The organism is Thioclava sediminum, assembly GCF_002020355.1.
GTDB classification, from domain to species: Bacteria; Pseudomonadota; Alphaproteobacteria; order Rhodobacterales; family Rhodobacteraceae; genus Thioclava; species Thioclava sediminum.
In genome coordinates, this window is the sequence record NZ_MPZV01000001.1 from 883,425 (window position 1) to 903,730 (window position 20,306).

General features: G+C 63.4%; 18 protein-coding genes and 1 tRNA gene. 7 read left to right on the forward strand and 12 right to left on the reverse strand.

Annotated elements, in window-relative coordinates; all coding sequences use genetic code 11:
- Window positions 1-122 precede the first annotated feature (122 nt).
- The 3 genes from thyX (at window position 123) to BMI91_RS03870 (ending at window position 2,211) form a co-directional block, all read left to right on the forward strand.
- The gene (thyX, locus tag BMI91_RS03860) at window positions 123-1,037 is read left to right on the forward strand and encodes an FAD-dependent thymidylate synthase (protein WP_078539811.1); all 915 of its coding nucleotides are present in this window, start codon (window positions 123-125) and stop codon (window positions 1,035-1,037) included.
- 107 nt (window positions 1,038-1,144) lie between these two features.
- Window positions 1,145-1,666, forward strand: a complete 522-nt coding sequence (locus BMI91_RS03865; RefSeq protein ID WP_078604003.1) for a hypothetical protein — start codon at window positions 1,145-1,147, stop codon at window positions 1,664-1,666.
- A gap of 131 nt (window positions 1,667-1,797) precedes the next feature.
- Window positions 1,798-2,211, forward strand: a complete 414-nt coding sequence (locus tag BMI91_RS03870; RefSeq protein ID WP_078604004.1) for a DUF1810 domain-containing protein — start codon at window positions 1,798-1,800, stop codon at window positions 2,209-2,211.
- Here the strand turns inward: BMI91_RS03870 and BMI91_RS03875 are convergent.
- The 9 genes from BMI91_RS03875 to BMI91_RS03915 all read right to left on the reverse strand — a co-directional run bounded on the left by BMI91_RS03875 (window position 2,200) and on the right by BMI91_RS03915 (window position 14,930).
- The gene (locus BMI91_RS03875; protein WP_078539814.1) at window positions 2,200-3,111 is read right to left on the reverse strand and encodes an ABC transporter permease; all 912 of its coding nucleotides are present in this window, start codon (window positions 3,109-3,111) and stop codon (window positions 2,200-2,202) included. The two genes, BMI91_RS03870 and BMI91_RS03875, sit on opposite strands and share 12 nt — an antisense overlap.
- Before the next feature lie 12 nt (window positions 3,112-3,123).
- Window positions 3,124-4,404, reverse strand: coding sequence for an ABC transporter permease (locus tag BMI91_RS03880; protein WP_078519758.1), 1,281 nt, complete (start codon window positions 4,402-4,404; stop codon window positions 3,124-3,126).
- A 17-nt stretch (window positions 4,405-4,421) separates the two neighbouring features.
- Window positions 4,422-4,913: a YegJ family protein gene (locus BMI91_RS03885; RefSeq protein ID WP_158522078.1), complete on the reverse strand. Its 492-nt coding sequence runs from the start codon at window positions 4,911-4,913 to the stop codon at window positions 4,422-4,424.
- A 68-nt stretch (window positions 4,914-4,981) separates the two neighbouring features.
- On the reverse strand, window positions 4,982-6,058 hold the full coding sequence (locus BMI91_RS03890) for an ABC transporter substrate-binding protein (RefSeq protein ID WP_078599532.1): 1,077 nt from the start codon (window positions 6,056-6,058) through the stop codon (window positions 4,982-4,984).
- Window positions 6,059-6,173: 115 nt separating this feature from the next.
- Window positions 6,174-7,274: an ABC transporter ATP-binding protein gene (locus BMI91_RS03895; protein WP_078519761.1), complete on the reverse strand. Its 1,101-nt coding sequence runs from the start codon at window positions 7,272-7,274 to the stop codon at window positions 6,174-6,176.
- A 109-nt stretch (window positions 7,275-7,383) separates the two neighbouring features.
- Window positions 7,384-10,116: a Hint domain-containing protein gene (locus tag BMI91_RS03900; RefSeq protein ID WP_078604006.1), complete on the reverse strand. Its 2,733-nt coding sequence runs from the start codon at window positions 10,114-10,116 to the stop codon at window positions 7,384-7,386.
- A gap of 122 nt (window positions 10,117-10,238) precedes the next feature.
- Window positions 10,239-12,803, reverse strand: a complete 2,565-nt coding sequence (locus BMI91_RS20000; protein WP_078604007.1) for a hypothetical protein — start codon at window positions 12,801-12,803, stop codon at window positions 10,239-10,241.
- Between the two features lie 233 nt (window positions 12,804-13,036).
- Window positions 13,037-13,123: transfer RNA gene (locus BMI91_RS03910), tRNA-Leu, on the reverse strand.
- 142 nt (window positions 13,124-13,265) lie between these two features.
- The gene (locus tag BMI91_RS03915) at window positions 13,266-14,930 is read right to left on the reverse strand and encodes a peptidoglycan-binding domain-containing protein (RefSeq protein WP_078604008.1); all 1,665 of its coding nucleotides are present in this window, start codon (window positions 14,928-14,930) and stop codon (window positions 13,266-13,268) included.
- 201 nt (window positions 14,931-15,131) lie between these two features.
- Here BMI91_RS03915 and lipB point away from each other — a divergent pair, with 201 nt between their 5' ends.
- From lipB to BMI91_RS03935, 4 genes are all read left to right on the forward strand, one after another.
- Complete coding sequence (gene lipB, locus BMI91_RS03920; protein ID WP_078546052.1) at window positions 15,132-15,806, forward strand: lipoyl(octanoyl) transferase LipB; 675 nt, start codon at window positions 15,132-15,134, stop codon at window positions 15,804-15,806.
- Window positions 15,807-15,920: 114 nt separating this feature from the next.
- Window positions 15,921-16,352, forward strand: coding sequence for a c-type cytochrome (locus BMI91_RS03925; RefSeq protein WP_078520032.1), 432 nt, complete (start codon window positions 15,921-15,923; stop codon window positions 16,350-16,352).
- Window positions 16,353-16,638: 286 nt separating this feature from the next.
- Window positions 16,639-18,309, forward strand: coding sequence for a cytochrome c oxidase subunit I (ctaD, locus tag BMI91_RS03930; protein ID WP_078539822.1), 1,671 nt, complete (start codon window positions 16,639-16,641; stop codon window positions 18,307-18,309).
- Window positions 18,310-18,401: 92 nt separating this feature from the next.
- On the forward strand, window positions 18,402-18,938 hold the full coding sequence (locus tag BMI91_RS03935; RefSeq protein ID WP_078569539.1) for a DUF2244 domain-containing protein: 537 nt from the start codon (window positions 18,402-18,404) through the stop codon (window positions 18,936-18,938).
- Here BMI91_RS03935 and BMI91_RS03940 read toward each other — a convergent pair whose 3' ends face one another.
- From BMI91_RS03940 to BMI91_RS03950, 3 genes are all read right to left on the reverse strand, one after another.
- Entirely contained in the window at window positions 18,939-19,355 is a 417-nt protein-coding gene (locus BMI91_RS03940; protein ID WP_078604009.1) for a hypothetical protein, read from the reverse strand.
- A gap of 59 nt (window positions 19,356-19,414) precedes the next feature.
- On the reverse strand, window positions 19,415-19,600 hold the full coding sequence (locus BMI91_RS03945) for a DUF3008 family protein (RefSeq protein WP_078604010.1): 186 nt from the start codon (window positions 19,598-19,600) through the stop codon (window positions 19,415-19,417).
- Between the two features lie 81 nt (window positions 19,601-19,681).
- The gene (locus BMI91_RS03950) at window positions 19,682-20,146 is read right to left on the reverse strand and encodes a GatB/YqeY domain-containing protein (RefSeq protein WP_078519770.1); all 465 of its coding nucleotides are present in this window, start codon (window positions 20,144-20,146) and stop codon (window positions 19,682-19,684) included.
- Window positions 20,147-20,306: the final 160 nt, after the last annotated feature.

Here is a 20,306-nt window from a genome sequence, read left to right on the forward strand (position 1 = left end):
CCGGAGGATAGCCCTTGAGGCAGCCGCGGCAAGCACCCCGGCTTATCCACAGGATATGGCGGTTCCTAGAGCCGCCCATCGCATATATAGTGGAGGTCGATTCGAGACATCCGGAGGACATCATGGCGCTCACCCCCGAACAACAAGCCGAGATCGACGCACAGCGCGCCGAGACGCAAATGACCGCACGGGCGGTCTCGCCGGGGATGGAGAAGCGCCTCTATACCGCCCATGAAGTGCTCGATCACGGGGTGGTCCGGGTCATCGACTATATGGGCGACGACTCCGCGATCGTGCAGGCGGCGCGGGTCTCCTATGGCCGGGGCACCAAGACGGTGAACAGCGACGCGGGCCTGATCCGCTACCTGATGCGGCACTGGCATTCGACCCCGTTCGAGATGTGCGAGGTCAAGTTCCACGTCAAACTTCCGGTCTTCGTCGCGCGCCAGTGGATCCGCCACCGCACCGCGAACGTCAACGAATACTCCGCGCGCTACTCGATCCTCGACCGCGAATTCTACATCCCCGAGGCCAGCCAGCTCGCCGCGCAATCGAGCCAGAACCATCAGGGCCGCGGTCAGGTGCTCGAAGGCGCCGAGGCCGCCCGCGTGCTCGACATCCTGCGCGACGACGCGATGCGCGCCTATGACCATTACGAGGACATGCTGACGCCCGACGAGGATGCAGGCAAACAGGGCCTCGCCCGGGAACTGGCACGGATGAACCTGCCCACCAATATCTACACGCAATGGTATTGGAAGGTGGACCTGCACAACCTCTTCCACTTCCTGCGCCTGCGCGCCGACAGCCACGCGCAATACGAGATCCGCGTCTATGCCGAGACCATGTGCGACATCGTCAAGGATTGGGTGCCTGCGGCCTATTCGGCCTTCGAGGATTACCGTCTGGGCGGGGTGAACCTGTCGGGCAAGGCCGTGGAGCTGCTGAAGCGCCGTCTGGCAGGCGAGGAGATCACGCAGGAGACCTCGGGCATGAGCAAAGGCGAGTGGCGGGAGTTTTGTGAGGTTTGGGGGTGAGGCGCGGCCCCGGATTTTAATCCGGGGCGAAAACGCTCCAGTGGAGCGTTTTCAGTGCCGAACGCCCGAGCGCAAGCGAGGGCGCTCGCAGACCAGGAGGATGGCGCATGAAGACGATGGTAGAAAGCATGCTCCAACCTCAAGACATCATGCGCATTGGCACTTTCGTTCAAACGGCAGCACATATTGAACTTGTACTGCTTCACGCCGTCGCGCTCATGGAAAATACAGACCTCGACACGGCGGCGGCTAAGGAAGATTTCGTCGAGCTAAAGCAGAGCACATGGAAGCTCGTCGCTCGCTTTGCAGAAAATGCCAAAGAAGTTCCCGGTCATATCGGTTCGGAAATCACTCGGCTCGCAAAAGAAATCCGGGAAGGTCTAGAGTTTCGTCACATGGTCGTTCACGGAGCATTCTCACGTGAACGAACTGACCTAGATAGCCTTGAGGTTGAGCATTTTCTGCAACGCGGAGCGCGGCGCGAGCGTGAGCACTTCGCGGTCGTGGAGCCAATCACTGGAGAGATGCTTAACGAAGCCATCGCCACTGCAGACCTTATTCTATTTGAGCTTGTCGCACTAAGAAGCTGGCTTTTACGCGAGCGCTCCAATGAAAGCGCGTCAAATTAGACCTTAGCGCCCCCCGCCCGGCCCCTAGGCCGGGCCGCGCCCGACCCGCCCCCAGGGCGGGCGCGATTGCGCCCACCCTCGGATCGGTCGCGGCCCTCCTCGCGATGTCCAGAGCGTGTTAGGCTCATCCCATGACCCAACGCTTCCACGCCCCCCAAGACCGCGACTATCCGACCGCGCTGCGGGAACTCCGCCAAGGTCGTAAGACCAGCCATTGGATCTGGTGGATCTTCCCGCAACTGGCCTCGCTCGGGCGGTCGCCCCGGGCGGTGGAATACGGGATCGCGGATCTGGCGGAGGCGCGGGCTTATCTCGCCGATCCGGTGCTGCGGGCCCGGTTGGCGGAGGCCTCCGAGGCGGTGCTCGCCCATGCGGGCACGCCCATCGAGGACATCATGGGGCCGGTCGATGCGCTGAAGCTGCGCTCCTGCGCGACGCTGTTCGAGGCCGCCGCAAAGGAAAAGGAGCCGGTGTTCACCCGGCTCCTTGAGACGTTTTATGAGGGCGAGCGCTGCCCGCTGACGCTTGACGCTTTAGCCCGGTGACATCCCGCGCAGGCGCTCAGAGCGGCGGCGCAGCAGCTCGACCGTGGTCAGAAGCGCGATCGACACGAAGACGAGGATCGTCGCCACCGCAAGGATCGCGGGGCTGATCTGCTCGCGGATACCGTTCCACATCTGGCGCGGGATCGTCTGCTGGTCATAGCCTGCCACGAAGAGCACGACGACGACTTCGTCGAAGGAGGTGACGAAAGCGAACAGCGCGCCCGAGACCACGCCCGGCAGGATCAGCGGCATCACGATCTTGAAGAAGGTCGTGCGCGGATCCGCGCCCAGGTTCTGCGCCGCGCGGGTCAGCGAGTGATCGAAGCCCACCAGCGTCGCGGTCACGGTGATGATCACGAAGGGAATGCCCAAGGTCGCGTGGGCCATGATGATGCCCGGATAGGAATGCGCGAGCCCGGTTTTCGAGTAGAAGAAGAACAGCCCCGTCGCAGTGATGATGATCGGCACGATCATCGGCGAGATCAGCACCGCCATGATGGCACGGCGGAACGGCATCTCGGGGCGCGACAGGCCAAGAGCGGCCAGCGTGCCCAGCACCGTCGCGAGGATCGTCGAGAAGAAGCCGATGATCACCGAGTTCTTCGCCACGTCGATCCAGGTCGAATGCTGCCAGGCATCCATCCACCACGACCAGCCACGCTCCACCTGCGGCTCCTGCATCCCGAAGGTCAGCAGCAGGTCATACCAGCGCATCGAATAGCCGGATGGGTCGAAGCTGAGCATCTTCTCGGTGAAGGTGAAATAGGGCTCCGCGTTGAAGGACAGCGGAATGATCACCACGATCGGCGCGATCAGGAAGAAGAAGATCAGGCCACAGATCACGAGATAGGCGTAGTGCCAGGTTCTCTCGAGCGGGCTTGCATATGCGGGAACGGCCATCTGTGTTTCTCCTCAGCCCAGCTTCATGTTGTCGATGCCCACCAGCCGGTCATAGAGCCAGTAGAGGATGATGACGCCGCCCAGCAGCATCGAGGCGAGTGCAGCCGCAAGCGACCAGTTGAGCGATTTCTGCATGTGGAAGGCGATCATGTTCGAGATCAGCTGACCGTCCGCACCACCGACAAGGGCGGGGGTGATGTAGTAGCCGACCGACAGGATGAACACGAGAAGCGCCCCTGCCCCGATCCCCGGCAGCGTCTGCGGCAGGTAGATGCGGCGGAAGGCGGTCCACGAGGTCGCGCCAAGGCTGCGGGCCGCGCGGACATAGCTCGGCGGGATGGTCCGCATGACCGAATAGAGCGGCAGCACCATGAAGGGCAGCAGGATATGTGTCATCGCGACGATCGTGCCGGTCTGGTTATACATCATCTCCAGCCGGTTATCGTTACCGATCAGACCCGACCAGACGAGCAGGTCGTTGATCACGCCCTGCTGCTGCAACAGCACCATCCACGAGGTCGTCCGCACCAGCAGCGATGTCCAGAAGGGCAGCAGCACGAAGATCATCAGAAGGTTCGATTTCGCCAGTGGCAGCGAGGCCAGCAGATGCGCGATCGGGAAGGCGAGGAACATGCAGAGCACGGTGATCACCAGCGACAGGATCGCGGTGCGGATGAACAGCTTGCCGTAGATCGCGCGTTGCGGATCGACGGGCACGATATTGTTGTCCTTGTCACGGGTGTGGTCGGTCGCGGCGAGGTAGAAATCCACCGTGTAGGGGCTCGACGCGGAGCGCATCGCGCGCCACAGGTTCGGGTCGCTCCACCCCTCGTTCACGCCGAGGATCGACTCTTTCCACGGCGGCTCGAGACGTTCGATCTTGCGCGCGGTCGAGGTGAACAGCGAGCGCGTCCCCGCCACGTCATAGTTGATGCGCGTGCCCGCCTCGCCCTGCGTGCGGTTTTCCTTCATCTGCTTGAGGTCCGAGGCAAGCGCGGTATAGGCGCTCTCGTCGATCGGCGACCCTAGGGGGTGTTCGTTGAACCATTGCCCCAGCGCCGGCGCGTTCTTCGAGAACCCGTCGTTATAGACCGATTGCAGCAGCATCTGCCCGATCGGAACGACGAAGGTAATCAGAACGAAGAGGAACAGCGGCGCGACCAGAAGGAAGGCGCGGCGTTTTGCGCGGAGTTGCGATTTCGCAAGGGCGGCCTTCAGCGGCAGCCCGTCGGCGGTCTTCAACTGTGTTGGTTCGGGGCCGTTCAGGCTCGCATCCATCGTTGCGTCGCTCATCGTGTCTCCTTGGCCCCTTAGGGCAGCGGGGCGAGCTGCGCGCGCAAATTCGCGGCTTGCTCGGCGGGAATATCGGGCAGCATCACCCGCGTCGTATAGTTGCCGTGAAGCTTGCCATCGCGGCGAAAGCTCCAGTCGGAAATCTGGTTCGGCGCGAAAGTAATCTCGTCTCCGGCATGCGCTTTGAAATGCACGGGCTCGTTCATCAACGTGCCGGTGATTTTCTGCGCGGAGATCGAAATCGGCGCGATCCAGATATGTTCGAGGCCATCGGCGGGCGTGTCGATCCCCGCCTTGAGCATGAATTGCGAGCCAGACCGGGCGCGCACCGCAGGAATGAAGACGCTTTCATAGGTCGCGCGGGCTTGACCGATCGCCGCGTTCATCTGCGTGTCGCTGGTCTCGTAGCCGACAACCGCATCGTCTTGCGCCTGAGCGTGCAAGGCAGCGGGCAACGACAGGCATAGACCGATGCACAAACAGGCCAGTGACGACCGGAAAGCTGACATCCGCGGGGCTCCTGACATCGAACAGGTCGAGCCGCGCGACATGGAAATGCCGCGCGGCCCTATTGGCTTTAGCCAGCGAGCCAAGCGTTGAAGCGCTCGCTCAGTTCGGTGTCGTGGTCAGCCCAGAACTCCGAGTCGTTGACCAGGGCGTTCTGCATGTTGTTTTCCGCGGTGGGCATATGCGGGCCCATCTCGGTTTTGCCGTCCTGATACATACCGACCATCGGAGCCGAGGACTTACGCGCCGGACCGTAGGAGATCCACTTCGCCTGGTTGGCGAGCTGCTGGGTCTCGGTCGCGAACTTCAGATATTTCTTCGCGGCTTCCATATGGGGCGCGCCCTTCGGGATCACGAAGAAGTCGAAGTCCATCAGCTGGCCGTCCCAGACGATCTTGAAGGGCTGACCCTCGGCGACTTCAGCGTTGAAGATACGACCGTTATAGGCGGTCGACATCACGACTTCCCCATCGGCGAGAAGCTGCGGCGGCTGTGCACCGGCATCCCACCAGACGACGTCGCCCTTGATCTTGTCGAGTTCGGCGAATGCCTTGTCGACGCCCTCGGGGGTGCCGAGTTCCTTGTAGACGTCCGCAGCCGGAACGCCTGCGCCCATCAGCGCGAATTCCAGCGTGCCTTTGGCCGACTTACGCAGACCGCGCTTGCCCGGGTACTTCGCGGTGTCGAAGAAGTCGGCGATCGAGGTCGGCTCACCGTCAACTTTGTCCGAGTTGTAGGACATCACGGTCGACCACACGATGTTCGCCACACCGCAATCGGTGAAGGAGCCATCGATGAAGTCTTCGCTCGCCGGGGTGCCGTCGGGCGACGCGGCCAGATCGGTGTCGGGGTCGATCGGCTCGAGCAGACCTTCGTCGCACAGGCGGATCGCGTCAGATTTCTCAACATCGGCCACGTCGACCGACACGTTGTTCGCTTCGACCTGCGCCTTGATCGGGGTCGCCGGGTTGTCGGCGGCTTCCATGTTCACGTCGATGCCGGTCGCTTCCGCGAAGGGCTTGTTATAGGCTTCGACCTGGCTTTTCTCGTAGGCGCCGCCCCAGGAAAGGACAGTGACTTCCTCGGCCTGCGCCGCACCGGCCACGAGGCCGACGAGCGCGGTGCTCAGGATCATTGCTTTTTTCATCTTGGTTTTACTCCCAGTTGGTTGAGCTTTTGTGGTTTCGCGACGTTTTCGCCGCTTGGCCGCTTTTTGCGGCAGTTCGGAGCGTGCGGAGCTTGGACCGCACGTTCCGCATTCTTTAGAGATCGAGCGCGCGCGCATCCTGCGGGTGCCAGCCGATCTTGACCGTCTGGCCTTCCGTCAACCGCACCTGATCGAGCGTATTGCGCGATTTCATGACGAATTCCGGCGACCCGGCAACCTTCATACGGGTGCGCAGGATGTCCCCCATATAGATCACTTCGAGCACGTCGGCATTGATCGTATGGGCGCCCGAAGGCATCATCTCGGGCTTGAATTCGACCCGCTCGGGACGGATCGAGACCAGCGTCTCCTGCCCCGCCTCGCGGATGTTCACCGCCGTCGCGTCGATGATCTCGCCGGTTTCCAGACGCACCGTGCAGGTGTCGCCATTCAGCGTCTCCACCCGACCCGGAAGCTTGTTGTTCTCGCCGATGAACTGCGCGACGAAGCTGTTCTGCGGACGTTCGTACAGTTCGTCCGGCGGCGCGAGTTGCTGAATGCGGCCGTCGTTGAACACCGCCACGCGGTCCGACATGGTCAGCGCCTCACCCTGATCGTGGGTCACGTAGACCACGGTGATCCCGAGGCTTTCGTGCAGGTGCTTGATCTCGAACTGCATATGTTCGCGAAGCTGTTTGTCGAGCGCGCCGAGCGGTTCGTCCATCAGGACCAGCTCGGGGTCGAAGACCAGCGCGCGGGCCAGTGCGATCCGCTGTTGCTGACCGCCCGAAAGCTGCGCCGGACGGCGATGGATGAAGCTCCCCATCTGCACCATGTCCAGTGCGCGCTTGACCTTGGTTTCGCGTTCATCCTTGCCCATGCCCCGCACTTCGAGCGGGAAGGCGAGGTTCTCGCCCACGGTCATATGTGGAAAGAGTGCATAGTTCTGGAACACCATCCCGATGCCGCGCTTGTGCGGAGGCACCATGTTGATGTTCTGGCCGTCGAGGCGGATCTCGCCGTTGGTGGCGGTTTCGAAACCTGCAAGCATCATCAGGCAGGTGGTTTTCCCTGAACCGGACGGTCCGAGCATCGTCAGAAACTCGCCCTTGCCGATCGAGAGATTGAGATCCTTCACGACGAGCGTTTCGCCGTCATAGCTCTTCTGCACGCGGTCAAATACGACGAATCCATCGTCGCTAGCTGCGTTGTTCAAAGCGGGCTCCCCGTTGTTTTTTGTCGTTGGTCAATTCCCGTGCATGTGACTAAAGCAAGGGCATTTGCGTTTTTCAACCCGGAAATCAAAAACCCACGTCACCGACGCATCACAGCACGGTTTCGCCTGAAAAATTGCCGTTTTGCGTCGCTTGTCGCGCAAGGAGCGACCACGACTTGCATTTGGAACGATCTAGCTTCCGCCACGTAAGCGGTGGACGAACTCGTGGACCGTAGACCGCTTCCGGCGCCGCGCCGAGGAAATGGACCTGCGCCAAGGCGGGGTGGGCGCGCAGCAGATCGGTCAGATCTGAGGGGGTCAGCGCGCGCAGCGCCTGCGGTCCGGGCCAGAAACTTTCGACCCAGGCGCCCTCGGCATTGACCAACGCGTGACGCGGCAGCAGCAGGTGGTGATAGGTCACCTCCCGGCAGCCCCGCATCACCCGCGCCCCGCCCCATCCCGTTGCCGCTAAGTGGCGCGCGCGCGCGAGCGCGCCCTGCCCCTCCGGCACCCAGATGCAATGTTGCCCGGAGAGAACCAGCGCCGCGCGATTGCCGAAGGCGCCGGGCCGCAGTCGCACCGGGCAAAGCCGCGGATCGGCGGCCAGCGCCGCCGCGCCAAACCGGCGACGCGCATGCCACAGCACCGGCTGCGGCGCATCATCCAGCGTCGTGACCAGATCGCCCGGTTTCAGGGTTTCGACCCGGCGCGACCCGCGCGGCGTCGCAAGCCGCGTGCCTTCGGTGAAACAGGGGATGCCCATCGCGTAGAGCTGCGGCGCCCCCGCCACCTGCGCGGGCGCGATACCGGTCAGCGTCAGGCTCTCACCATTGGGAAAGCTGAGAACCGCATTGCCCGCGCCATCGTCGCTGACCGCGACATCCCAGGCATTGACCGGATTGCCGGTGCCATCGGTCAGGTCAGAGACATCGAGTTGATCGAGCATGAAGCCCGTCCCGTCATCCGTCAGATCGAAATCGGTGACGATGTCCTGCCCGTCGCCATCGCTGAAGCTGAGCGTATCGGCCCCAAACCCGGTGGTGATCGTATCGGCCCCTGCACCGGCATCTATGACGTCATCGCCAGCGCCCGCATCGAGCGTATCGCCCAGCGCCGAGCCAGTCAGCGTATCAGCCCCGTCGCCTGTTGCGATCGAGACGGCATTCCCCGCGGCGGAGGCATCGAATGCCTCTGCGTCGGCGGAGCCCCGAACCTCCTCGACCTCCCAGAAATAGGTGACGGTAATGCCGCCGTCATAACTGATCGCGCCGGTTTCCCAACCCGTCCAGAGGACGACGGCCTCACCCGGACCAAGCTCGATCACGTCCCAATCGGTGCCGCCTTCGCCGCCGAAGATCGTCTCGGCCCCGTCCCCGTCATAAAGCAGGAAAGTGTCGGCATCGTCGCCGCCATGCAGCTCGTCAGCCCCTGCCCCGCCGGTCAGCGTATCGCTACCGGCCACGCCCTGTAGCGTATCGTCGCCCGCCCCGCCCGAGATCAGGTCGTCGCCGCCCAGCGCCCAGATTGTGTCGTTGCCGTCTCCGCCCGAAAGCGTGTCCGCGCCCGCTCCGCCGGTGATGGTGTCGGTGCCGCCGCCACCGTCTATCGAGACGCCGCTGGCATCACTTGTGGCGTCGATCACGTCGCCCTGCTGCGACCCGACGACCCCTTCGATCTCGCTGAAACTCGCTGTGTTGCCGCCTGCGCTGGCCGTGCCGCTCTCCGATCCGGAGAAGGTGACGGCCACGCCGCTCGCCGTGTAATAGGTGAAGTTGAGCTGGTCGAAATCGCTGCCCGAGGTGACAGTCTCGCCGCCAAAGACCGTATCGCTGCCCCACGCGTCGCTCAGGTAAAACGTGTCGGCATCGGCATCGCCGTAGAGAAGATCGCTCCCGGCCTCCCCCGCGAGGTGATCGGCCCCGTCCCCGCCCGAGATCGTGTCGTCCCCCGTCCCGCCGAGGATGGTATCCGAGCCCGCCTCGCCCAGAATCGAGTCGTTGCCGTCTTCGCCATAGAGATAGTCGTTCCCCGCGCCACCAAGGATCGTGTCATCCCCGGTCTCGCCATGGACGACGTCGTCATCGTCCCCGCCCTCAACGTAATCCGCGCCGCCCCCGGCCCAGACCGTATCACTCCCGGCGCCGCCATAGATGGTGTCGTCATAGTCGTAGAAAGTGCCCGAAGTATCATCGATCAGATCGTCGCCATCGCCGCCATAGACCAGATCGCCCTCGGCCAATGTGCCGCCACCGGTACCGTAGTAAATCGTGTCGTCGCCCGCGCCACCATCGATCGTGTCGGTCCCGGCCCCGCCGTCGATCAGATCGCTCAACGCGCCCCCTTGAAGCGAGTCATCCAGACTGCCGCCCTGGATCGCGTTGGCGTCGTGAGGGTCGTAGGTTGCGTTGAATAGTTCGGTATAGGCGGGACCGGTCGAGACGTCGCTGACGGATGTGACCTCATAGGTGACGCCGGGCTGCAGCGGTTGATCGGCGACCTCGCCGACGATCGTTCCCCCGATCTCAAGGATATAGATTGTGATCGTCGTGCCGTCTGGGGCGAGCAGCGTGAACGCATTCTCGATATAGACCTGACCGGACGCAATCGGCGCGCCAAATGCATCGGTCACCGAGACGGATTGCGTGAGGTCGTTGCCGATCTCGTCGAGAATTGTGTCGCCGGAGAGAGTCGAGCCGTCGTCGGTGAAGGTGAAGATACGTCCGCTGGTATCGACATCCCAACTCGGGTCGATCATGAGACGGCTGCCGGTGACGACGGTCGAGCCGCCGCCCTCGATCAGGAAATCCGATCGGAAATAGCCATGAAAGACGTAACTCGCCATCGCACGATCGCCCGATCAGCCCCAAAACGGTTTCACCCAGGGGCGATCATCGCGCGCGTCTCCCAAGGCAGGGTTAACGCGCGCGAGAGAGTTCTTGCGATTTGAGATAAATCGGTCGGGGTTCAGCCCGGCGTGACCGTGTTGTCGGGTTGCCACGGCGCGAGCCCGGACGCGTCCAAGGGCAGCGCCAGAGCCGCGCCATCCGATGCCCCCGCCGGATCAAGCGGCGGAAACTGCGCCATCCGCGTCGCGACCCGGTTCGCGCAGAGGCGTCCGCCACGGTCGTTGAGATGGATGAGCAGATCGCCCCCCGCCTCGACCGCGAGATACCAGCCGCGCGTCGCGAGGTTGATGCCGCTCTCGCCCCACAGATCGATCAACGGGATCCCCCAACGATCAGCCACGCGTGCATGCACCGCGTTGCGCTCGAAATGCCCCTGCGGCCAGTCGAGCGTCCCATCGAAAGACCAGAAGGCTTGCGGCTCGCGCACGATGAACAGCCGATGATCGGGCACCCCATCGAAGCCGCTCGCCGCAAGATAATTGGCGATCATCGTGTGCCAGAGACCTTCATAGGTCACGATATACCCAGTACTCAGCGGCGCAGACAGGAAGGCCGCCGCACCATCCGCGGCGTTGCGCGCCTCGAACTCGTCCTGCTCGGCCTCGGTCATGATCCGGTCGCAGCTGTAGGCGATTTCGGGCTGGGGAACGTGATAGACCTCGCGCGCCTCGGCGCTGCCGGTATTGCGATGCTCATAGAGGATATCGAAGCCGGGCTGCGTGCCGGGGGCCGTGAAATAGGCCCCGGCTTGCGTCGCCGCGAGCCCCTCTGCGGGGCCTGCGAAATGCCCGACGGAGAGCGCCGCCGCCTTCGCCGCCAGCCCCGCGATCTGCGCCCCATCGAGCGCGAGGGTTTGATACCCGGCATTCGCGAGATCCGTCACCCCGTCATTCGCGCCGAGCCAGAAGATCGTCGCCGCACTCCGGTCCCGGACACCCGCGCTCAGGCCCAGCGTCGTCGCGTTTCCTGCGGTCGCATCGCTGAAATTGATCAGGTCGTTCGCGAGTCCCGCCATATAGTCGCGCGAGAACATACCCGTCACACCCTCGCCCGGCTTGGGCTGCAAGGTGCCACCCGAGATCCCGCGCACCGAGTGCCCCTCGAGCGACAGCATCTCGCGCAGATGCGGTTGCCACATGACCTGCGAGACCAGCGAATGGCCCAAAGTGATAACCCTCTTGCCCGCCCAAGGGGAGCGCAGCGCCTCCGCCATGTCGGCAAGATCCGCGCGGGCCGCCTGCCCCGCCTGCTGGGCGTAGCCCGTCTGGACCGCACGCACCGCGTCGAAGCTGATCGCCTGCGCGGTCTCGGGCAGCGGATGATAGGGGGCACCAAGCCGCGCCAGCGCCTCGGCCACCTCCGTTTCGCTGAGGTCGAATGCGGGCTCGCCCGCCACGCCCAGATCGACCAGCATGAAGCAGCGCAGCGTGAGCTTCAGCGACAGGGTCAGGAGGTTCTGATCGCTCTCGTCGCGCGGGCTCGCGAACTCGATATAGGGATTGCCGCGCGTGGCGCTCGTCTCGGCGGTGAAGCACCGCGCAACGCGGTGGCGGATCGGTGCACCTGTGTTACCCACCTGCACGCGCAGCGCGTCCATCGCCGATCCCGGCGTCGATTGAAGCACGAAGGGACGCCAGCCGAGCGTATCGATGCCGCTTGCTGCCACATCGCCCTCCGCGTCGAAATCGGCGTAAAGCGCGTAGCGATGCCCCGCGACCAGATCGACGCCCGCGCCGGGGACGTCTTTGTAGATCATCATCGCGCCGAAGCTTTGCCCTGACAGGCTCCGCGCGACCTCTGCTCCCTCGGGGGCCCAGCTTACAGCATCCGCCCCCGAGATGGCCCACCCTGCAGCACCGTCTCGAAAGTCGTTGCCGCCGAAGACCGAGCGCATACCAGAGAAACTCCGCGCCGCCAGCGCTTCAGAAGACGGGTAGCTCGCGACTTCCTCGGCGATGCCTCCGGCCGCGTGACGGTAGAGCGTCGCGAAACGCGCGCCCTCGCTAGCCACACTGAAATGCGCGCCTTCCGCCGTGGCCCCGAGCCCGTCGGCAACGCTCGCATGAACTCCTCCGCTCAGCATCGCGGCATCGCGCGCCAGTTCCGCCGCCGCCCGGCTCTCCGCAGCCGCCGCGCTGGCCGCCGCCGCCGCCGTCGCCTCTATGCCCGCCGCTTGTTCCCCGGCCTGCGCCGCCTCCGCCCACGCCTGCGCGCTTTGCGTGCCCGGCCCGCCCGGGGCCGTGCCTTCCGCCCAAGCCTGCGCCAGCGCGACATATACCGCGCTCGCCTCCGAAGGCGGCGTATCTGCGGGCGCTTCCTCAGGGGCAGTCGCGATACAATTGGCGAAACTCTCGCTTGGCGCATCGGGCACCCGAGCCAGAAACTCCCAATGCAATTCCCACGCGTCACCGAAACAGGTGCCGTGATAGTCGCCCGCAGGCAGATCGATCGCGAGCGCGCCTTCCGCGTCGGTCTGGGCAGAGACGATCCGCGGCACGCGCACCGTGACGCCGCCTTGCTCGACGGTCGAGACGATTCCGCCCAGCCGCTCGAAGCTGACGGTGCAATTGGCGCTAATCGTCCCGTCTGGGGATGTGACGATTCCGGTGATGTGGCAGGTCATGCGATCCTCGCTCAGGGTAAGCCGCTGTCGAGGGATAGGATCAGCAAGAGGCCCTACCGAGCCTTGAACCGAGCGCACGGTGCCCGTCCGAGCCCATCAGTCCTTTGAAACCAAATGGAAAAAGTCAAAGCGGGAGACGTACAGACCTACGCGCGCATCTGCGCTGCAACGTGAGATTTTCGATCTAGGGGATACCCGCCTCGGGTCTGTCAGGTTTCTCTTCAGGAGAGAAATGGTGCGGTCGAGAAGACTCGAACTTCCACGGGAGTTACCCCACAGCGACCTCAACGCTGCGCGTCTACCAATTCCGCCACGACCGCACTGTCTAGGCTTGGTGTGGCGCGTATTAGCCAAAGGCTTGGGGGATGAAAAGGGGGTATTTCGGGATTGGCGAGAATTTTTCGCATTCGCGCTCTTGCCGTTGCGACAGGCCGGGCGGTCCCGGCCTGCGCGAGCGATAGATTATTGAGGTGCCGCCGTTTCCACCAGCTCGGCCGCCTTCGCCGCAAAGCTCGGCAGCGCCATCGCGGGCTTCGGCGCCGTTGCGGCGTCGGCGCGACCGTTCATCATCAGAGCCGCCTTGCGGATCAGACCGCTGCGTTCGGGCTGCGCGGGCGCGAAGACCGGCTGCGCCGAAAGCGCGTTCTCATACCAGCCCATCGCGAGGTCGGCGCGCTCGGCCGTGCCGATTCCCTGCATCAGGTGATGGCCGACCAATTCGTCATAGGCGCCCTCGCCCAGACCGCCCAGAACCAGCGCCGAGCCCAGCGCCACCTCCATGTCGTCGGTGCGGTAGCCGACCGACAGGCAGACCTTCGCGGTGCCCGAGAGCTGCGCCGGGCTCATCCCCGAGCCGTCGATAAAGCTTTTCACCTTGGCAAGTGTGGCGTCGCGCGGGGTGGTGCCGACGGCAGCCACCTGCTCGGAGAGAAGCGCGCCGAAATCGCGACATTGCGCGGCGATCTGTTCGGGTGTGAAGCCGCCGATATTGGCCTCCAGCTCCGCGCCCTCGTCCAAGGCATAGCCGCGTGCGAGGCAGAACTGCTCGCCCAGGGCCTGCCCCGGATCGGTGAGCGAAGCCTCGGTGGCGAAGCCGCCATTGGACGAGGTGACGAGGCTGGTCTTGGCGCAGAAAGACGCAAGCGACACCGGCACGGGTTCCGTAACCGGCGCTGGTGCAACAAAGGACGGCATCGCGGGCGCTGGCTGCGACGCCATCTGCGTCGCGAAGGACGGCGCGGCTGGTGCCGGAGCAGGCGCGGGCGCGGCAGCCGTGACCGGCGCGTTGCTCTGGGCCCCCGTATCGGCCCTCTGGCACGCCCCCGCCTGACAGGTGAACATCGCAGGCGTCGCGTTATAGGCTTGGAAGTCGTTGCGCGAGAAGCCGCTCGGCGTCGAGGCGAAGACCCGCACCGCGCAGCTCTTGTCGTTGCACCAGAAGCCCGGCCCCAGAACCGACGTGTCGAGCAGATAGTCGGTGCGCCCGTCATTGTTGAGATCGGCCAGCTGCACGAAGCCAGACCGCGCCATCAGCTGCTGCGGCTCCACGTTGGAGCTGCGCGCGATCTCGAACACGGCCTCAGAGATCTGAGGCGGCAAGCCCCCGATCGAATTGCCAGCGTAGGTCGATTTCCCCGTGCCCAGCATCTGCTCGCGCGTCTGCAAGAGAAGCCCGCGCATCCCTTGCGGATGGGTCGAGATCGTCTGCGTGACCGCCGCGCCGCCCAAGCTCGCCTTCTGATACGACGTGGTCAGGATGGTGCGCTCCAGATCGGTCAGCTTGCCCGTGATCGGGAAATCCATGAAGGCCTGATATTGCGAGATGCCCGCGCGCGAGTTGCGCCCCAGCACCCCATCCGGCGTGCCGACATTCCATCCGAAGTGGTTGAGCGAGACCTGCACTTCGCGATTGGCCTCGCGCTGCGCCGACGACATGGTCGGCTTCTTGTAATAGGTGCGCTTGGTGACCGTGCGCGGCTGGCGGTTGGCCTCGTTCACGATCGCGCCGCCGATGATCCCTCCGATCACCCCGCCCACGATATCCGAGCCGCCCGCCAGCGCCGACCCTGCCGGTCCGCCCGTAGCGACAGCGAGCGCAAGACCCGCCAGAACGAACTTGTGTTTCATCCCTGAACCCTCCAATCAAATAACTTCCGGTCTTGCCTGTTGCCCCGCAAATTCCATGTTTCTGCACGACAGGACCGGTCGGAATGTGACCGGCGCGGGGGGTGCGCGACCTTACCAATAGGTCAAGTTTGCGCTCCGAATCGGTGATGTGGCAAGGAATATTGACGCCGGGTGAGGAATTCCGGCGGGTGAGGTTAAGAAATGGTCGAATGGCGCGTAAGTGACAGCCCGGTCCCCTATCATGAGGCGCTGGCCTTCATGGAGGATCGCGTGGCCAAGATCGCCGCGGGCGAGGCCGAGGAGATGATCTGGCTTCTCGAACATCCGCCGCTCTACACGGCGGGAACCTCGGCCAAGCGCGAAGATCTCGTCGATCCCGACCGGTTTCCCGTCTTCGAGGCGGGGCGCGGCGGCCAATACACCTATCACGGTCCCGGCCAGCGCGTCGCCTATGTGATGCTCGACCTGAACAAGCGTGGGCGCGACGTGCGCTGCTTCGTACGCCAGCTCGAGGATTGGGTGATCGCCGCGCTCGACGAATTCAACGTAAAGGGCGAGATTCGCGACGGCCGCGTCGGCGTCTGGGTCCAGCGCCCCGACAAGCCGAAAGCGGCGGATGGCAGCCTGCGCGAAGACAAAATCGCCGCGATCGGGGTGAAGCTGCGCAAATGGGTCAGCTTCCACGGCATCTCGATCAATGTGGAGCCGGACCTGTCGCATTTCGAGGGAATCGTGCCATGCGGGATTCGCGATCACGGGGTGACCAGCCTCGTCGATCTCGGCCTGCCGGTCGAAATGGCCGATCTTGATCTCGCGCTACGTGCGACATTCTGTCGCATTTTTGTGAGTAAACTAAATGCGACCTCAGAAGTTTAGTGGACACATAGGCAATCATGCATGTTAGAACGCCCTTCAAGGCAGCGTGACTGCCCTGTGAAAGCCGGGTCGGGAGGGCCCGAGCTTCGTCTCAAAATGAACAAGGAAGACGCGATGAAACTCAGCCTTATTGCCATGATCACCGCCGTCACCGTTGCGAGCCCCGCGCTTGCGCAGGACGTCGAGAAAGGCAAAAACGAATTCAAGCGGTGCAAGGCCTGTCACTCGATCGTCGCCCCCGATGGCACTGCGATCTACAAAGGCGGCAAGGTCGGCCCGAACCTCTACAACGTGATCGGTCGCAAGGTCGCATCCGTGGATGGCTATAAATACAAGGACGGGATCAAGGAATACGCCGATACCGGCGCCGTCTGGACCGAAGAGCTGCTCGCCGAATACATCACCGATCCGTCGAAGTTCCTCGAGGAGCAGACCGGCGATCCCAAGGCGAAATCGGGCATGGCCTACAAGCAGCGCAAGGACCAGGCAGACATCGCCGCTTACCTCGGTTCGGCAGAAGTGTCGCCCGACGCGCCCGCGTCCTGATCACGACATAAACGCATCACGCGTTCGTTGGCGGACCCTTTCGGGGGTCCGCTTTTTTTGTGCCAGCGTCGCGGATTCGCAACGCCCGCGCGGCGCCACCCCGACGCTCGCACAGCCCGCAAAGGGCGTGAGATCACACATCACTCACGCCTGACAGAGCTGCGACATTTTTTCACGGATGCGTGTGCAGAATTCTTGCCCTGCCATCGAAATATTCATAACCTCCGTTCATTCAGGCCCAAAGGGACGGGAGACCCGGGTCTGACGGGAGAAATGGGAGATCACTATGGCGGACGCAGCCGTTCACGGCGAGGGCGCACATGACACGCGCGGGTTCTTTACCCGTTGGTTCATGTCGACCAATCACAAGGATATCGGGATCTTGTATCTCTTCACCGCAGGCGCGGTGGGGCTGATCTCGGTCCTGTTCACAGTTTACATGCGCCTCGAGCTGATGGAGCCGGGCGTGCAATACATGTGCGCCGAGGGCGCGCGCTTCATCGCTTCGGCCGAGGAATGCACCCCCGACGGGCACCTCTGGAACGTGATGATCACCTATCACGGCGTCCTGATGATGTTCTTCGTCGTCATTCCGGCGCTGTTCGGGGGCTTCGGCAACTACTTCATGCCGCTCCAGATCGGCGCGCCGGACATGGCGTTTCCGCGGATGAACAACCTCAGCTACTGGCTCTATGTCGCGGGCACCTCGCTCGGGATCGCTTCGCTGCTCGCCCCCGGTGGCGGCGGCGGCGCAGGCTCGGGCGTGGGCTGGGTGCTCTACCCGCCGTTGTCCGTGAACGAGGGCGGCTATTCGATGGATCTCGCGATCTTCGCCGTGCACGTCTCGGGCGCCAGCTCGATCCTCGGCGCGATCAACATGATCACGACCTTCCTCAACATGCGGACGCCGGGCATGACGCTGCACAAGGTGCCGCTGTTTGCCTGGTCGATCTTCGTGACCTCCTGGCTGATCCTGCTGTCGCTGCCGGTTCTGGCGGGCGCGATCACCATGCTGCTGATGGACCGTAACTTCGGCACCACCTTCTTCGATCCGTCGGGTGGCGGCGATCCGATCCTCTACCAGCACATCCTGTGGTTCTTCGGTCACCCCGAGGTCTACATCATCATCCTGCCGGGCTTCGGCATTATCAGCCACGTCATCGCGACCTTCTCCAAGAAGCCGGTCTTCGGCTACCTGCCGATGGTCTACGCGATGGTGGCGATCGGTGTTCTGGGCTTCGTCGTCTGGGCGCACCACATGTATACGGTGGGCCTGTCGCTGACCCAGCAAAGCTACTTCATGGTGGCGACGATGGTGATCGCGGTGCCAACGGGCGTGAAGGTGTTCAGCTGGATCGCGACGATGTGGGGCGGCTCGATCGAGTTCAAGACGCCGATGCTCTGGGCGATCGGCTTCCTGTTCCTGTTCACCATCGGCGGCGTGACCGGCGTGGTGCTGTCGCAGGCCCCGCTCGACCGGGTCTATCACGACACCTATTACGTCGTGGCACACTTCCACTATGTGATGTCGCTTGGGGCGGTCTTCGCCATCTTCGCGGGCGTCTACTTCTGGATCGGCAAGATGTCTGGCCGCCAATACCCGGAATGGGCCGGCAAGCTGCACTTCTGGATGATGTTCATCGGGTCGAACCTGATCTTCTTCCCGCAGCACTTCCTCGGTCGTCAGGGCATGCCGCGCCGTTACATCGACTATCCGGAGGCCTTCGCCACCTGGAACTACATCAGCTCGATCGGTGCGTTCATCTCGTTCGCCAGCTTCGTGTTCTTCATCGGCATCGTGTTCTACACCCTCTTCAAGGGTAAGCGCGTCACCGAGAACAACTACTGGAACGAGTATGCCGACACGCTGGAGTGGACCCTGCCCTCCCCGCCGCCGGAGCACACTTTCGAGGAGCTCCCGAAGCGCGAGGATTGGGATCACGCCCACGCGCACTAGTGATCTAGATCTCCTGATAACGAGAACGGCCCCGGAGCGATCCGGGGCCGTTTGCAAAAGGGCGAGAGGTTGCAGGAAGGACCGGGCGGATCATGCCCTATCGCTGGACAGATACCGAAGGCCAAACCATGGAGGCGCCCCGCTCCGAGGCTGCGCCCCTGCCCGATCAGCTGCACCTGTGGCCCTATCGCTCCCTGCCGCGCAAAGGCTTCGTATTCTTCATCGCGGCTACGGTGGTCATGGTCAGCCTGCCACTGCTGTCGCTGCTGGGCCATGTGGAGCTGTGGGGGCTGCTGCCCTTCATCGCGCTCGCCATCGCAGGCGTCTGGTGGGCAATCTCGCATAGCTATCGCACCGGGGAGGTGCTCGAGGTCCTGACCTTCAACGGGCCGGACCTGCACCTGATCCGCCACGAACCGGGCAAACCCTCGCGCGACTGGGCGGCCAATCCGCATTGGGTGCAGGCTGATCTGCATGGAAAGGGCGGGCCGGTCGAAGCCTACCTCACCCTGCGCGGCGGCCCGCGCGAGGTGGAGATCGGCGCGTTTCTCACACCGGAAGAGCGTCGCCAGCTGCACCGCGAACTCGTGATCCGCCTTGCAGCCTCGCGCGCGCCCATTACGCCCTGATCACTTCGAGATACCGACCCCCGGTGCGGCCACGGGCAGGCATTCATACTGTTCTTCGATCTTCAACGCCGCCTCGCGCGCCCAGGCGTCGCTGTCGCGATTGACCTCTTGCGTTGCAGAACTCGCCCCGGTCCCGGCTTCCAGAGCGGAGACCAGCGTCTTTGCGAACCTGTCGCCGTAGTTCTGTATTTCGACCTCATAGGCGGCATGGGCCTTGCGCGCGCGGGCCTTGGTGACCCTCGGCGTGCTGCCCGGCGCGCAGAGATAGCTCACCTCGCCACCCAAGGCAGAAGAGTTGAAATGGTAAAGCGTGCGGTCGGGATAGCTTCGCTTCAGATCCTGCAGGCCCGGTTCCGGGACACATCCCGATAGACCGACAACAGTCCCAATCACCGCCAACCCCGGAAGACGCCCCATCCACTTCTCCAAACACATCACTCGTCACTCGTCATCAGGCACGGCCGCAACCGCGCCTCTCAGTCGTCCTTGCTCTCAGGGAGATCCTTGCGCTTCGTGCTCGCGATATCCTCAAGCTCGCTTTCGGACATGCTGTCATACATCTCCTTCGACGCGCCCTGAAGATCGCCGACCTTGGTCTCGCCGCGCTTGGCTGCGAGCGCCGCGCCCGCTGCTTTCTGCTGTGCTTTCGATTGCGCCGGCATCGCTGCCTCCTTTTAGAAACTCGCAAAAGAAAACGCCCCACAAGGGGGCGCTGTTCCCAGTCTCGAGAGACCCAAGTCAGATCAGGAGGCGAGACGATCTTTCACCATCGGGCCCGCCTTCGAGAAATCCATCTGTCCGGTATATTGGCCCTTCAGCTCGCCCATCACGCGCCCCATGTCGCGAATCGACTCCGCACCGAGTTTCGAGATGGCGGCCTCGATGGCGGCATTCACCTCATCTTCGCTCAGCTGACGCGGCAGGAAGTCCTCGATCACGCGGATCTCGGCCTGCTCCTTCTCGGCCAGCTCCAGCCGACCGCCCTCTTCATAGGCGCGTGCGCTTTCCTGACGCTGCTTCACCATCTTTCCCATGATCGCAAGCACTTCGGCGTCGCCGACAGTGCCCTCGCCTTCGCCTTCGGCGCGCATCGCGATCTCGCGGTCCTTGATGGCGGCGTTGACCAGCCGCAGCGTCGAGAGCCGCTCCTGATCCTTTTCCTTCATCGCCGCTTTCAACGCGGCGGCGATCTTATCGCGCATTTGCATCACATCGTGTCCCTACTTCAGTGAAGGCGCCAGAATAGCGGCATTGCGAAACGCGCACAACATCCGCAAGCTATTGATAAATAAGCAATTCGCAATTATCTCATGGCCTCTTGACCCCCGCGTTCAGCGCGTCTAGGTTCCGGCGAATTTTGACATCGGG